This is a genomic window from Pseudanabaena sp. SR411 (assembly GCF_002251945.1).
In the GTDB taxonomy this organism is placed as follows: domain Bacteria; phylum Cyanobacteriota; class Cyanobacteriia; order Pseudanabaenales; family Pseudanabaenaceae; genus Pseudanabaena.
Genome location: NZ_NDHW01000159.1, coordinates 40,513 through 54,904, shown reverse-complemented (window position 1 = coordinate 54,904; position 14,392 = coordinate 40,513). Strand labels below are relative to the sequence as shown.

Below are 14,392 nucleotides of genomic sequence, written 5' to 3'. Positions count from 1 at the left end.
CTGTAAATTATTCAGTCCCACAATTTAGCTAACTGCCAAAATGAGCCATCCTAATTTTTCTGATTTAGTAAATTGTCTACAATTGCGATCTCAAAATCAGTCCAATCAGAATGTATTTACATTTTTGGTAGATGGAGAATTAGATGCAGTTCATCTCAGTTATGGAGAACTAGATTTACAAGCACGGGCGATCGCCACGAAATTGCAAACTCTGGTTTTATCAGGTTCGCGAGTACTGCTGTGCTATCCGTCAGGACTTGAATTTATTAGTGCCTTTTTTGGTTGCCTCTATGCAGGAGCGATCGCCGTTCCTGTCGCCCCACCCAAGCGGGGTCAGATGCAGTCGCGCTTACAGGCGATCGTGAATGATGCTCAGCCTACAGTGGTACTAACGACATCAGCATTATTAGATAACTTAAAGCAGGCTTGGCAGAGTTTGCCAGAGTTACCATCTGTGCAATGGATAGCAAGCGATCGCCTATCTGATGATCTGGCGGCACAGTGGCAACACCCAGAAATTAAGCTAGATAGTATTGCTTTTTTGCAATATACCTCTGGCTCAACGGGGCATCCTAAGGGCGTAATGGTCAGTCATCGAAACCTACTCCATAATTCGGCTTATATTCAGACCGCTTTTGAACTAGATCAAAAGAGTGTTTCGGTGAGTTGGTTACCAAATTTTCATGATATGGGGCTAATTGATAGCATTATTCAGCCGATATATTCAGGTTTTCTGGGTGTGTTGATGTCGCCTGTGGCTTTTTTGCAAAAGCCGATGCGTTGGTTAGCAGCAATTTCGCGCTATCGAGCCACCCATTGCGGTGGTCCCAATCAAGGCTATGAGTTATGTGTCCGCAAAATTAGTGAAGACCAAATTAATCAGGCGCAAATCGATTTAAGTAGTTGGCAAAGTGCTTATACAGGTGCAGAACCAATTAGGCGATCGACATTAGAACAATTTGCAGCGAAGTTTCAGCCTTTAGGATTTCAGTCTAAATTTTTCTATCCTTGCTACGGCATGGCAGAGTCAACGCTGATGATTTCAGGGGGGAATGTGGATGCTGAGCCAGTGTACTGTGCGATCGCATCCCAAGCGCTAGAACAACAGCAAGTTGTCCCCATTACCGAAACTGAGCTGAATGCTAAACATTTTGTCAGTGTTGGATCAACGTGGTTAGACACCAAAATTGCGATCGCGAATCCAGAAACACAGGTAGAGTGTCAACCCGATCAAATCGGGGAGATTTGGGTTTCAGGTGGCAGTGTCGCCTTAGGTTATTGGCAGCAACCCGAAGCGACTAAAGCCACATTTCAAGCCCAACTTGTAGGTAGCCAAGATGGTAAACAGGAAAATTGGCTGCGTACTGGTGATTTAGGATTTATGCGTGATCGCCAACTTTTTATTACAGGAAGACTAAAAGATCTGGTGATCTTGTGGGGGCGTAATCACTATCCACAAGATATTGAGATGACAGTCCAAAATAGTCATCCTGCTTTGCGGATTGATGGTGGGGCTGCTTTTGCGATTGATCGCGATCGCCAAGAATATTTGGTAATTGTGCAAGAAGTTGAACGAACTGCATTACGAGAACTAGATGTTGAGGCAATTGTTACTGCAATTCGTCAAGCAGTTTCAGAGCAGCATGAGATCTCGGTATTTGCGATCGCTCTGCTCAAACCTGCGAGTATTTCCAAAACCTCAAGTGGTAAGATTCAGCGTCAGGCTTGCCGACAACAATTTTTAGCAAACAGTCTTGATATCGTTGGACAATGGGTACAACCAAATATTGAAGATGCCGTACCTTCCATCTCGATTTCACTCAATGCTGACCTGACTGAAGAGGCGATCGCTGAATGGATTGTGACGCGCATCAGTCAAGTGGTCAATCTCGATTCCGACGAGATTGACACCGATGAGCCAATCTCGCGCTATGGAATAGACTCATCGGTTTTGCTTAGTCTCACCGCAGATTTATCTGAAAAAATTGGTCATCAACTTATGCCTACTCTGTTTTGGGAATATCCCACTATTACAGCATTGACTGATCATTTAATGACGCTCTAACCCATCAAAGATCTCGCAGTAAAATAAAGCTCCCTAACTAGATAATTTTTAAAAGCTTTGCAAACTAAGAACTTGAGAAGACTCTGTGTAAAATAATCTTTTGAAACCCTCTATATGACGACGAACTCTGTCAAATTCGATCCCTTCTCTCCAGATTTTCATACCAATCCTTATCCTATTTATGAGTGGTTACGCCAGCATGATCCAATTCATTGGAGCTTTATGCAAGCTTGGGTAATTACTCGCCATCATGATGTTGATGCATTACTGAAAGCACCACAACTGCATGTTGATGATTTACCCATGCGGTTAAGACAAAAAAGCCAATACCTCAAGCAAGGAAACTTTGAAGCCTTGGCGCAAACTATCGAAAATTGGCTATTTTTCCTAGAACCACCGCACCATAACAAGCTGAAGAGTTTGGTGGCAAAAGCCTTTTCGCCGCAGATGATTGAAACTATGCGACCTACGATCGCCCAATCAGTTGATCTCTTGCTCACACAAGCAGAACAGAAGGCGCATCAAAATAATGGCGAAATCGATATCATGATTGATTTTGCCTCACCACTGCCTGCGATGACCGTCACTCAAATTCTGGGTGTGCCATTGGAAGATCATGACAAGTTAATGCGTTGGTCTTACGATTTGTTTTTTGTATTCGATCAACCGATGTCCCTTAGCGGCTATCAAAAACAAAACGAAATTGCGATCGAAGCTAGGGAATATTTGATTAACCTCATGGCAACTAAACCTTCAGGGTTAATCGGGCAACTCATGGCAGCAAGGGATCAGGGTAAGCAACTGAGTAAAGATGAGATCTTAGGATTTTGTATCATGCTGTTAATTGTGGGACAAGAAACCACCAAAAGTCTCATCAGTAACAGCGTTCTCTCCCTTTTGCAGCATCCTCAAGCCTTAGCCGAATTACAGCAAAATCTGGATTTAGTTCCTGCCGCGATCGAGGAGTTATTGCGCTACGACAGTCCCGTGCAAGTGATTGCCCGACTCGCTACTGAAGATTTTGAGTATGGCGGCAAAACGATTCATGCTGGCGATAAAGTGATTTTGTGTTTGGGTGCAGCTAATCGCGATCGCGAAACTTTCCCAGAACCTGACCAAATCAATTTCCATCGTCATAATTATAATTTGCCGTTTGGAGGCGGTCTGCATTACTGTTTAGGTGCAGCTCTCGCAAGGGTACAAGGACAGATTGCAATTAAAAGCTTGATCCAGCGTTATCCTCATCTACAATTGAGAGACTTAAGCAATCCTGATATTCAGTGGCGGGAAAGCATCACTTTGAGAGGTCTCAAAACTTTGTCCGTAAGATTGTCAACTTCATGAAAGAACCGATCGCAATTATTGGTATTGGCTGCCGTTTTCCTCAAGCTAATAGTGTTGACGCTTTTTGGCAATTATTGCGTGATGGTGTTGATGCAATTGCCCCCATGCCGAGCGATCGCCGCCAACTTTATCCATTTAATAGGTTTGATGACGCTGCACTTGAAACCATCAATGGACAATGGGGCGGATTTCTGAATGGAATTGATCAATTCGATGCAGATTTCTTTGGTGTTTCTCCCAGTGAAGCATCGACAATCGATCCACAGCAGCGCCTATTACTAGAAGTTAGTTGGAGCGCTTTAGAAGATGCCGCGATAGATCTAGCCCAAATAAATGGTAGTCAAACTGGCGTTTTTATTGGCGTTGCGGCAAATGGTTATGAATCACTTTTGCAAACAGGTAACGACCAAACTGCTTATATATCTTCTGGTACGAGTAATGCGATCGCCGTTAACCGCATTTCCCATTACTTCGATTTGCAAGGTACAAGTCTAGCAGTCAATACTACTTGTTCATCCGCTTTAGTTGCCGTCGATTTAGCTTGTCAGAGTATATGGTCTGGTCAAAGTTCCCTCGCTTTGGCAGGTGGTGTAAATATTTTTGCCAATTTAGGAATCTCACCGCAATCATCAGAATTACTCTCTCCCACTCACCGATGTCGCTCTTTTTCGGCGGCGGCGGATGGATATGTCCGTTCTGAAGGTGTGGGAATTGTTGTTCTCAAACCATTGTCTGAAGCCTTAGCAAATCGCGATCGCATTTATGCATTGATTCGTGGCAGTGCTGTTAACCATAATGGTCAAGGCAATGGACTCACTGCACCTAATCTCCAAGCACAGGAATCACTATTGCGTCGCGCTTGTCACCAAGCCGAGATCGATCCTCATGCCTTTCACTATCTCGAAGCGCACGCCACTGGCACAATGATGGGCGATGCCGTGGAAATGAAAGCGATCGAACGAGTATTTAACTCTAGTTCCTCGGAGGATTCAGCAAAAAGAATATGTCAAATTGGCACGGTGAAAACGAATATTGGCCATACGGAAACTGCTTCAGGAATTGCGGGGCTGATCAAAGTCGCCTTAGCCTTGCACCATCGCCAAATTCCACCCCATTTGCATTTCGAGCAGCCTAGTCCCTATATCGAGTTTGAGAAGTTATCTCTTCAAGTACCGACCATGCTTACGCCTTTACCTCTAGAGGGAAGTTTATACGCGGGTGTAAGTGCTTTTGGTATGGGTGGAACGAATGCTCACGTTGTTTTAGAATCTGCACCTCCAGTTTCCATTCTCAATCCAAATTTATCGATTAATTACACCCACCATGTTTTGATTTTAAGCGCCAAGACCGAACAGGCTTTGCGGCAAATGGCAGTTAATTATCACGACTTTTTGCAAAAACATTCAGAAGTCGCGATCGCCCAAGTATGTACTACAGCAATGCGGCGATCGCAGTTTAACTACCGTCTTGCAATCGTGGTAAATGCAAGTACAAATGAGATCGATGACTTGCAACAAAATCTGAGTGCATATATTAGCGATCGCTCTTCCAGTCAAGTCTTTAGCGGTAAAGTAAACCTCAAAAAATACAAAAAACAGTCTCTTCACACAATTCTGAATAATGAAGAACCTCTAATTAGCAAGCTTAGCCAAAACTATCCCCAACACACCTTAGAACAAATCAGCTTTGGTTTAGGATCGTTAACTGAACTAGATCCAAACACTCATAAATTTTTACGCGATCGCATACTAGATCTTTGGGTGAATGGGGTAAAAGTGGACTGGAGCAGTTTATATGTTAGTTCTAATTTGACTCCAATTTCATTACCATCTTATCCATTTGAAAGGCAATCTTTTTGGGTACAGCCGCCTTCTCAATTAAATATTTTAGAAGCAACCCCCGTTGCTGAAATACCTATATCCAATCCACCCAAGACAAAATCAGCAAGAGATTTAGAAAGTAATTTTGTTGCACCACGCGATCGCACTGAAAAGAAACTAGCAGCTATTTGGGAAAAGGTTTTCGATATAAAACCCATTGGCATTCATGACAATTTTTTCGATATTGGTGGAACTTCGACAATTGCAGTTAACTTATTTGCCAAAATCGAGCAGGCTTTTAAATGCCATCTTAGTTTGGTTGTTGTATTTCAATGTCCAACTGTTGCTCAACTTGCCCAGATGCTAAGCCAGCTAAATCAGCAAGAGCAATCAGATCAAAGAGCAGCTTGGTCAACCCTTGTACCAATTAGACCAACAGGTATTCATCCTCCTCTATTTTGTGTTTCAGGGATTCATGGCGGTGTGCTTATATATGCTGATCTTGCTAAACATTTGGGTGCAGATCAGCCTTTTTATGGACTGCAACCTAAAGGAATAGATGGTATCCATCAGCCTCTCACCAGCATTGAAGAAATTGCAGATTACTACATTCAAGTTGTGCGAACAGTGCAGCCTAAAGGACCTTATTTTTTAGGTGGTTTCTCTTTGGGGAGTCATGTAGTGTGGGAGATGTCTCAACAACTACATCAGCAAGGTGAAAAAGTCGCCTTACTCGCTTTATTTGATGGCAAAATCAGATCTACCAATACAGTTCGGCAGCCTTTTCGGAAGAGAATTTTTTTGCATTATCAAAGCTTCAGAGAAAAGGGTTTTACATATTTTTCTCAAAAATTTCCAGCTTGGCAAGACTGGCTAATCGGCAGGTATCATTATTGGACAAAGAGAATTATTCGACGGTTTTATCAACGAATGCAATGGCAACTACCGATCTATTTGCGGCAATCAGCGATCGAGGAGTCATTAGAAAAAGCTGGTAAAGAAGCACTGAAAAACTATGTTATGCAAGTCTATCCTGACAAAGTAACATTGTTTCGGGCTGACACACAGGAATCAGATCAAGGTGTAGGTTTTGTGCCACCAGATTGGGATCTGGGGTGGAGTAAGTTAGCGGTAGGTGAATTGGATATCCAACCTATCTCTGGCGATCATATGTCAATGTTTCGCGAGCCACAGGTGCAGATATTGGCGCAGAAATTGCAGGAATGCTTGCATAGAGCGCGACAACCCAAAATATGAGAGACAGCACGAAGTGCTGTCTCTCATATTTATCAAAAGAAAAAAGCCCGTCATATGACGGGCTTTTTCCTTTTTGATAAATAACGCAAAATCGTTGATTATCCTTGACGAGCTTTGAACTTTGGGTTTGACTTACAAATGACATAAATTCTGCCGCGACGACGCACAACTTTGCAGTCCTTATGGCGAGTTTTTGCCGATCTGAGGGAGCTAACAACTTTCATGAACTAATGCCTAACGTTTACTGATGATCAAAATTTTTCACACGGCTTATAATCTTAACATGATTTTAAAGCCAATTTAAAGATAGGGCTAAGCGCTTCTTTAAATTGGCTTTAAATGGTTGCGTTTAGCCAATCCAGTGTTATGCTTGCAAGCATAAATTTGCCCAATTCCAATACTTAATTTTATTCTTGTAATGCTGCATCCAACTGCCATTCCTTACTTGGTCGCCTTTGCAGTATCTGCGATCGTGGTCTGGCTGAGTACACCAATTATTCGACATTTTGGACTAAAAGCAGGATTAGTAGACAAACCTAATCACCGTAAAATGCATACAACGCCAGTCGTGCGCGTTGGGGGTGTAGCAATTTTTTTGGGCAGTGTTAGCGCCTTATTGCTAGTTTGGGCAGGTGGATATTTTGGGATTTTACCGCAAACTAGAGAATATGAAGTCTGGGGCGTAACCATTGGTGGCGCAGCCTTTTTCCTGATTGGTTTTGCTGATGACTTGTTTAACTTACCGCCATTGCCACGATTAATTGCTCAGTTAGCAGTATCGGCTGCTGCATGGCGCGTGGGCGTGAGAATAGACTTTATCTCAGTGCCATTTATCGGCATTATTAAATTTGGGTGGTTCAGCTTGCCAATTACGATGGTGTGGCTGTCAGGCATGGCAAATGCAATTAACTGGCTAGATGGACTGGATGGGCTTGCCGCTGGTGTAACCACGATCGCTGCTGCTGTAATTTTAATCACTAGTTTATTTATGAAGCAACCTGCGGCAGCGCTGATTGCCGCAGCACTCGCTGGGGGATGTTTAGGCTTCTTGCGCTACAACTTCAAGCCTAAAAGCTCAGCAGAAATCTTTATGGGCGATGGTGGTGCTTATTTCTTAGGTTTTACGCTGGCTGGAGTGAGCGTGATTGGACTAGTTAAGGCAGTAGCGACGGTGGCTCTGATTATGCCTTATATGATTTTGGCTGTGCCGATTGTGGATGCGACGGCTGTGATTTTGCAGCGTATTGGTCGGGGTGAATCACCGATGACGGCTGGTAAGCAGCATTTACACCATCGCTTAGTTCAAGCAGGTGTTTCTAAACGACTTACAGTGCTATTTATTTATGCCCTTACACTTTGGGTTGGGAGTATTGCGATGGCGGTTTCAGGAATGCCTGCGGGGGGAACCTATGCGGCGATTAGTACTTTATTAATGATTTATGCTTGTTTTAAAGTTTGGCAGAGGATTAGAGCTAAGGAATTGCGATCGCAAAAAGAACAGTCAATCAGCGAACCCTAAAACTCAAAAAGAGGTGCATTGCACCTCTTTTTGGGTTTTAACAGCCTGTTTTAGCTTTTTCATTTATTTTCTGGTTCGAGGAACTAAACAAATACCGTGGATACCTATTGAGGCAATTATCATGCTCAGAAGAGTCCAAACTCCATCTGCAAAAAGATTGATTCGTTGGATGTTTTGCATTGCTTCGGTAACAAATAAAGTTTCTAGACTAGATTTACTCTGAACTGCCTTAGCAAAGGGAATATAAGCTTGTTGTAAGCCATTCCAATCTGCTAAAGCATGATATCCAAAGATCAAAACTCCCAAAACACCTGGCAAAATTGTAAATATTGCCATTAGTAAATAACGCATTGATTGAAATTCCATAACTAAGATTTAGTTGTCTTAATCGTTTAAGCTTATTCTCAACAAAAGCTTACTCTATCTCTAGCCTATCAACACCGCTTGAATCCTGAAGCTGAGACTTATAATCAGCGATTTCTTCTACCAATGCATCTACATTATCTTTTTGAGCTTCAATATAGTTCGATACTTTCTTCAATCTCTTTATGAAATCGTCCATTTTCTCCTAATATCTCTATTAATACCAATTCACAAAAGTGTGACGACACTTCTGTGAATTAAAAACCAAACCCAGTAAGGGTTTTAAAAAACAAAATGGCGTAGCCATTTTGTTTTTTAGTATAAGTCTAGTTATGCTTGAAATCTAAAAAAAGAGGCGCTTTGCGCCTCTTTTTTTAGATTTCAAAGCCTGTGGCTGCTTCCTCGATCGCCATTTTGTGCATCACTTTGGCAAGTTCGGCAGCTACTTCAGGACGAGAGAATTCAGGGGGTGGACATTCACCACGACGCAGCATTTCGCGAACTTTTGTACCAGAGAGATGGACTCGCTCTTCAGGAAGACTGGCACTGGTTTTCGTGGTTGCCATGCCCATAGTCCGTTTGCAATAGAAAGCATGTTCAAACATTAAAGGAATAATGCCTAGCTCGCCATCTTCAAACTCATAGAAAATATGTTGTGCGTCATAGGTTCCGTAGTAGTCGCCGACACCTGCATGATCGCGTCCAACGATGAAGTGCGTACAACCATAGTTTTTGCGAATCAAAGCATGGAAAATCGCTTCACGGGGGCCAGCGTAGCGCATCGCCGCAGGATTAATTGCTAGAGTTACCCGATCCAATGGGAAGTAATGCTCCAGCATGATTTCATAGCAACGCATCCGCACATCCGCAGGTACGTCATCGCTCTTAGTTGCGCCGACTAGAGGATGCAGGAACAAACCATCAACGATTTCCAGCGCACATTTTTGGATATATTCATGGGCGCGGTGGATCGGGTTACGAGTTTGGAAGCCGACAATGGTGCGCCAACCTTTTTCGATGAACAATTCGCGAGAATCCACAGGATCGATCTGGTAAGTAGGGAAAAGTGGGTGAGGACGACGCTCTAATAACCAGACATCACCAGCCAGATATACATCACCTTGGGCATAGACTACCTTGACTCCAGGGTGACGATCTTCGTTGGTGCGATAGACATGGAGGGCTTCTTTGAGTTTGTCGTATTTATATTTTTCGCTTAATTCTAATACGCCGATAAATACGCCATTAGGGTCATTTAAACGGACAAGGCTACCAACGCTTAAGGTGTCGGCAACTTCGGTGGTGACAGGCAAAGTGATGGGAATCGACCAAGGCAAGCCATTGGCGAGACGCATATTTAAAACGACAGATTCATAGTCAGCTTTACCTAAGAAGCCTGTCAGTGGACTAAACCCACCGATCGCTATTAGCTCAAGATCGGAGAGCGATCGCTCAGTCAATTGCACAATCGGCAAGTGGTCAGCTTTGCTATAAAAAACTTCTTTTTGGGCTTCTGTAGCCATGCGGTTGATCAGTTGACCACCATGCGGTGCAATGTTTTTGAGTTGTCGAGCCATGACGTTTGAGTTCAAAGGGTTTGATTTACTAAGATTCTAGTTTTTAGCGAAGTTTAAGGTTATACCAAAAGATTAAAGTGGCTTAGCCATTTCATCTTTTAAAAATCTTGTGGAACTTGCTTTTAATTCACAAAAATATACTAATATTTTTGTGAATTAGCGTAATTTATTGTTACAAGCTATGGAAAAATAACTTGGTTAAGATTTCTAGAATTATTAAGTTAATGTTAACTTTTTTTGACAATAAATTTTGAATTTGAGTAGTAATTCTGATTATAAAAATCGATTTTGGAGCTTTCAGTGCAAATTGCTCAAAAATACAAATAAAAATAAAAGAGAAGTCAAAGCTTCGCTCTGTCTTCTCTTTTTATAAAACCTTATATAGAAGTATAAGCGATCCCCACCCGCAAATCTAAACCAGATATAGGGAAAAGCGATCCTAATTAGCTAATCTAAAAGAGATATACACATCCCCCAGAATTCTTGCAATCTCATGTAGAGTTGTGAAGTCAGAAGTTATAAAACTAATTAGCGACAGGAACAAATCGTAATTTTATGGTAACAACTCCTCTCAAAATGGCTGACACAGACTCCGCTACCACAGCAATTAGTTGCTATGGCTCTGCACGCTCCACTGTTGCAGGAACCCCTCTCAGTGACGAAGAACTGCGGAAAACCGATGCCTACTGGCGGGCTTGTAATTATCTCGCGATCGGGATGATCTATCTACGCGAAAATCCCCTTTTGCGCGAACCACTGAAGCCAGAACATGTTAAAAACCGCTTGCTAGGGCATTGGGGATCGAGTCCTGGTATGAGTTTTGTCTATACGCATTTGAATCGTCTGATTAAGAAATACGATTTGAATGCCATCTTTTTGGCAGGACCTGGACATGGCGCACCAGGGATTTTAGGCCCTGTATATTTGGAAGGAACCTATTCTGAGGTTTACCACGACATTAGCGAAGACGAAGAGGGAATGAAGCTCTTCTTCAAGCAATTTTCCTTCCCTGGTGGGATTGGTAGCCACTGTACTCCTGAAACTCCAGGATCGATTCATGAAGGTGGAGAACTAGGTTACAGTGTTTCCCATGCCTATGGAACTGTATTTGACAATCCTGATTTAATCTCGGTAGTCATGGTTGGTGATGGCGAATCAGAAACTGGCCCCCTCGCCACTGCTTGGCATTCCAACAAGTTCATTAATCCGATTCGTGATGGTGCGGTATTGCCAATTCTGCACTTGAATGGCTACAAGATTAATAATCCGACGGTGCTATCACGGATTAGCCATGAAGAGCTAGAAAGCCTATTTATTGGCTACGGTTATCAACCCTACTTTGTGGAAGGCTCCGATCCTGAGTCGATGCATCAGGCGATCGCCGCAACCCTTGAGCATTGCATTAATGAGATTCGCCGCATTCAACTGGAATCTCGCAGTACAGGCGTACCCACAAGGGCGAAATTCCCGATGATCGTGTTTCGGACTCCCAAGGGCTGGACAGGACCAAAGGAAGTGGATGGGCATAAAGTCGAAGGTTTTTGGCGAGCGCACCAAGTGCCATTGTCGGGGATGCATAGCAATCCTGAACATTTAAAAATGTTGTCGGATTGGATGCAGAGCTATAAACCTGATGAATTGTTTGATGCGTCAGGCAAGTTGATTCCTGAATTGAAGGATCTTGCTCCCACAGGCGATCGCCGTATGAGCGCGAACCCGATCGCTAATGGTGGATTACTTCGTCGTGGTTTGAGAATGCCCGATTTTCGCAGTTATGGCGTAAAAATCGATAAAGCAGGGACAACTGAAGCAGAAAATACTAAGCCTTTAGGTGTTTTCTTGCGCGATGTGATGCGTCAAAACATGGATAATTTCCGTGTCTTTGGTCCCGATGAAAACACATCTAATAAATTGCAAGCAATTTACGAAGTCAGTAAGAAGTTCTGGATTGCTGAATATCTACCTGAAGATGCTGATGGTGGTGAACTAGCTACCGATGGCCGGGTGATGGAAATCCTCAGCGAACATACCTTAGAAGGTTGGCTAGAGGGCTATTTACTGACAGGAAGACATGGATTCTTCTCGACCTATGAATCCTTTGTGCATGTGATCGACTCGATGATCAACCAGCATTGTAAATGGTTGGAAATCAGTAGAGAAATACCTTGGCGATCGCCGATCGCTTCGCTTAATCTCTTGATCACTTCAACAGTATGGCGACAAGACCACAACGGCTTTACCCATCAAGATCCTGGATTCTTGGATGTGGTAGTGAACAAGAGTGCAGAAGTAACACGCATCTATTTACCACCCGATGTGAATACGTTGCTATCGGTTTCTGATCATTGTTTGCGTAGTACTGACTATGTAAATGTGATCGTTTGTGATAAGCAATCACATTTGCAATTCTTGAATATGGAAGAGGCGGTGAAGCACTGCACCAAAGGCTTAGGCATTTGGGACTGGGCAAGTAATGATCAAGGTGTCGAACCTGATGTGGTAATGGTAGGCTGTGGGGACATTCTCACTCAAGAGGCTTTAGCCGCCACAATCCTATTATGGGAGCATTTCCCAGAGTTGAAGATTCGCTTTATCAATGTGGTGGATTTGTTCAAGTTACAGCCTGATACTGAACATCCTCACGGTTTAAGCGATCGCGATTTTGATTCGCTGTTCACCACTGACAAGCCAATCATTTTCAACTTCCACGGATATCCTTGGTTGATTCACCGTCTCGCCTATCGCCGCACCAATCACAAAAATCTGCATGTGCGCGGCTACAAGGAGAAGGGTAATATTAATACGCCTTTGGAACTGGCGATCAATAACCAAGTTGATCGTTTTAGTCTGGCGATCGATGTAATTGACCGTGTGCCGAAGCTCAAAAATATCGGCGCTCATGCGAAGGAAGCTTTGCTCAATCAACAAATCGATTGTCGTCGATATGCTTACGAGCATGGCATCGATAAGCCTGAAATCGTGAACTGGCGTTATCCCCATTAAAATAATTTAAAAAAAGCCTTGCTTAGCAAGGCTTTTTTTAAATTATTGGGTTTTATTTAGAGAACAAAGCGATATCTTTAGAGAAAATTATGAGCTTAAACTTATATCTGCTTCGTCATGGTGAAACTGCCTATAGTCGCACTGGCGGCTATTGTGGTGCGCTTGATCCTGACCTAACTGCTAACGGTGAAAAAATGGCGATCGCCTTTGCCGATGCTTATAAAGTGATCGCTTGGGATGCCGTATTTGTCAGCCCGATGAAACGGACAATCGCTACCGCTACACCTTTATGTAAAGCGATCGGCGTAGAAATGCAATTTCGAGATGGATTGAAAGAATTGCGTTATGGCACATGGGAAGGACAAACCAATGATTTTGTCAAAGAGAACTATACTGAAGATTATCTCCGTTGGTTAACGGAGCCAGCATGGAATCCACCAACAGGCGGCGAAACGGCGGTACAACTGGCAAGTCGAGCTTCATTTGTAGTTGCCGAAATCCAAGAAATGTATCCATCGGGTAATGTATTAGTCGTTTCGCACAAAGCAACAATCCGCGTCATTCTCTGTGGTTTATTGGGAATTGATATGGGCAGATATCGCGATCGCATTGATGTCCCTGCCGCCTCGCTGAGCATTGTCCAGTTTGGAGCATTAGGCCCAATGCTCAAGGTTTTAGGCGATCGCAGTTTTATGGATGCTGACTTGCGATCGCTATCAGGCACTTAAAAAATATGATTGTAAACATGAGAAATTATGCACTCAATTTCATGTTTTGACCAATTATAGAATTAGTCAAATCGATCGCTTGGTCGTAGCGATTAATAAGTTTTTGAATCATTTCTAAATTTCGGTGAATCGTTCCTGTTTCATCGCCTTGCAAGTCGGGATAGGCAATTTTGAGATTGGGGATGGTGGAACTGAGGATGTTGTGACTGCCGACATAGGCGAATTGGCGATCGCAGACAAAGTATTTGCTATGTCCGCCTGTGAGTTTGAGGTGGAGGCGATCGCTATAGCGTTTTTGCAGTTGAAAGAGTTTGGACATGGCACTGTAGCGATACTGTCCTTCGGCGGCGAAGGTGAGGTTACCGTGACGGTCTTGTTTGATGACAGTGCCGATGTCGTATTGGTAGCCCCAGCCTAGATCGATTTGTACGCCTTGATCGAGGGCATAGTTGAGCCTTAGCATCAGGTCGTTGTCGATCGCGCGATCGCTTGCCCAAGGACATTTGATCACGACTCGTTCTTTGGCTTCTTCGAGTGCTTTGAAGAGATGGAACCTTCCGCCAGTTTTCTCAAAGACAATTTCGGTTTCGGGTTGAGTTTGCAGAAGTCCCAAATCTTCGAGAAATTTTTGCGCGGGGAGATTGTATTTGTCGATCATGATTTGGGCTTGTTTGAGCAATTGGGAGGCGGCTCTGAGGTCTTTGGAGTTTTGCATA

The 14,392-nt window shown here is 43.3% G+C and carries 11 protein-coding genes; 6 read left to right on the top strand and 5 right to left on the bottom strand.

The features are described from left to right. The first annotated feature begins 40 nt into the window (after positions 1-40). From B9G53_RS16100 to B9G53_RS16090, 3 genes are all read left to right on the top strand, one after another. A complete protein-coding gene (locus B9G53_RS16100; RefSeq protein ID WP_094534058.1) occupies positions 41-2,065 on the top strand; it encodes an AMP-binding protein in 2,025 nt (674 codons plus the stop codon). A gap of 114 nt (positions 2,066-2,179) precedes the next feature. Continuing rightward, positions 2,180-3,409 (top strand): cytochrome P450, encoded by a 1,230-nt coding sequence (locus B9G53_RS16095; protein ID WP_094534056.1) that lies wholly within the window; start codon positions 2,180-2,182, stop codon positions 3,407-3,409. Next, the gene (locus B9G53_RS16090; RefSeq protein WP_094534054.1) at positions 3,406-6,486 is read left to right on the top strand and encodes a beta-ketoacyl synthase N-terminal-like domain-containing protein; all 3,081 of its coding nucleotides are present in this window, start codon (positions 3,406-3,408) and stop codon (positions 6,484-6,486) included. The genes B9G53_RS16095 and B9G53_RS16090 overlap by 4 nt, the downstream gene beginning before the upstream one ends. 98 nt (positions 6,487-6,584) lie before the next feature. Here B9G53_RS16090 and ykgO read toward each other — a convergent pair whose 3' ends face one another. After that, positions 6,585-6,710: a type B 50S ribosomal protein L36 gene (gene ykgO, locus B9G53_RS16085; protein ID WP_094534052.1), complete on the bottom strand. Its 126-nt coding sequence runs from the start codon at positions 6,708-6,710 to the stop codon at positions 6,585-6,587. Between the two features lie 194 nt (positions 6,711-6,904). Between ykgO and B9G53_RS16080 the strand changes: the two genes are divergently transcribed. Further along, positions 6,905-8,005 (top strand): glycosyltransferase family 4 protein, encoded by a 1,101-nt coding sequence (locus B9G53_RS16080; protein ID WP_094534050.1) that lies wholly within the window; start codon positions 6,905-6,907, stop codon positions 8,003-8,005. A gap of 63 nt (positions 8,006-8,068) precedes the next feature. Here the strand turns inward: B9G53_RS16080 and B9G53_RS16075 are convergent, their stop codons facing one another. From B9G53_RS16075 to sat, 3 genes are all read right to left on the bottom strand, one after another. Further along, positions 8,069-8,371 (bottom strand): hypothetical protein, encoded by a 303-nt coding sequence (locus tag B9G53_RS16075; RefSeq protein ID WP_254923683.1) that lies wholly within the window; start codon positions 8,369-8,371, stop codon positions 8,069-8,071. A 49-nt stretch (positions 8,372-8,420) separates the two neighbouring features. Then, positions 8,421-8,567: a hypothetical protein gene (locus B9G53_RS27485; protein ID WP_176453243.1), complete on the bottom strand. Its 147-nt coding sequence runs from the start codon at positions 8,565-8,567 to the stop codon at positions 8,421-8,423. A gap of 175 nt (positions 8,568-8,742) precedes the next feature. Beyond that, positions 8,743-9,945, bottom strand: a complete 1,203-nt coding sequence (sat, locus tag B9G53_RS16070; RefSeq protein ID WP_094534048.1) for a sulfate adenylyltransferase — start codon at positions 9,943-9,945, stop codon at positions 8,743-8,745. Positions 9,946-10,500: 555 nt separating this feature from the next. Between sat and B9G53_RS16065 the strand changes: the two genes are divergently transcribed. Further along, positions 10,501-12,948, top strand: a complete 2,448-nt coding sequence (locus B9G53_RS16065; protein WP_094534046.1) for a phosphoketolase — start codon at positions 10,501-10,503, stop codon at positions 12,946-12,948. An 89-nt stretch (positions 12,949-13,037) separates the two neighbouring features. Beyond that, positions 13,038-13,676 (top strand): histidine phosphatase family protein, encoded by a 639-nt coding sequence (locus tag B9G53_RS16060; protein ID WP_094534044.1) that lies wholly within the window; start codon positions 13,038-13,040, stop codon positions 13,674-13,676. Positions 13,677-13,701: 25 nt separating this feature from the next. Here B9G53_RS16060 and B9G53_RS16055 read toward each other — a convergent pair whose 3' ends face one another. After that, positions 13,702-14,391 carry a hypothetical protein gene (locus B9G53_RS16055; protein WP_094534042.1) on the bottom strand — a complete coding sequence of 230 codons (690 nt, stop codon included), beginning with the start codon at positions 14,389-14,391 and terminating at the stop codon, positions 13,702-13,704. Position 14,392 lies beyond the last annotated feature (1 nt).

Coding starts and splice junctions, on each gene's coding strand:
- B9G53_RS16075 (WP_254923683.1), bottom strand. CDS start 8,371: ATGGAATTTCAATCAATGCGTTATTTACTAATGGCAATATTTACAATT.
- B9G53_RS16100 (WP_094534058.1), top strand. CDS start 41: ATGAGCCATCCTAATTTTTCTGATTTAGTAAATTGTCTACAATTGCGA.
- B9G53_RS16095 (WP_094534056.1), top strand. CDS start 2,180: ATGACGACGAACTCTGTCAAATTCGATCCCTTCTCTCCAGATTTTCAT.
- B9G53_RS16060 (WP_094534044.1), top strand. CDS start 13,038: ATGAGCTTAAACTTATATCTGCTTCGTCATGGTGAAACTGCCTATAGT.
- B9G53_RS16090 (WP_094534054.1), top strand. CDS start 3,406: ATGAAAGAACCGATCGCAATTATTGGTATTGGCTGCCGTTTTCCTCAA.
- B9G53_RS16055 (WP_094534042.1), bottom strand. CDS start 14,391: ATGCAAAACTCCAAAGACCTCAGAGCCGCCTCCCAATTGCTCAAACAA.
- sat (WP_094534048.1), bottom strand. CDS start 9,945: ATGGCTCGACAACTCAAAAACATTGCACCGCATGGTGGTCAACTGATC.
- B9G53_RS16065 (WP_094534046.1), top strand. CDS start 10,501: ATGGTAACAACTCCTCTCAAAATGGCTGACACAGACTCCGCTACCACA.
- B9G53_RS16080 (WP_094534050.1), top strand. CDS start 6,905: ATGCTGCATCCAACTGCCATTCCTTACTTGGTCGCCTTTGCAGTATCT.
- ykgO (WP_094534052.1), bottom strand. CDS start 6,710: ATGAAAGTTGTTAGCTCCCTCAGATCGGCAAAAACTCGCCATAAGGAC.
- B9G53_RS27485 (WP_176453243.1), bottom strand. CDS start 8,567: ATGGACGATTTCATAAAGAGATTGAAGAAAGTATCGAACTATATTGAA.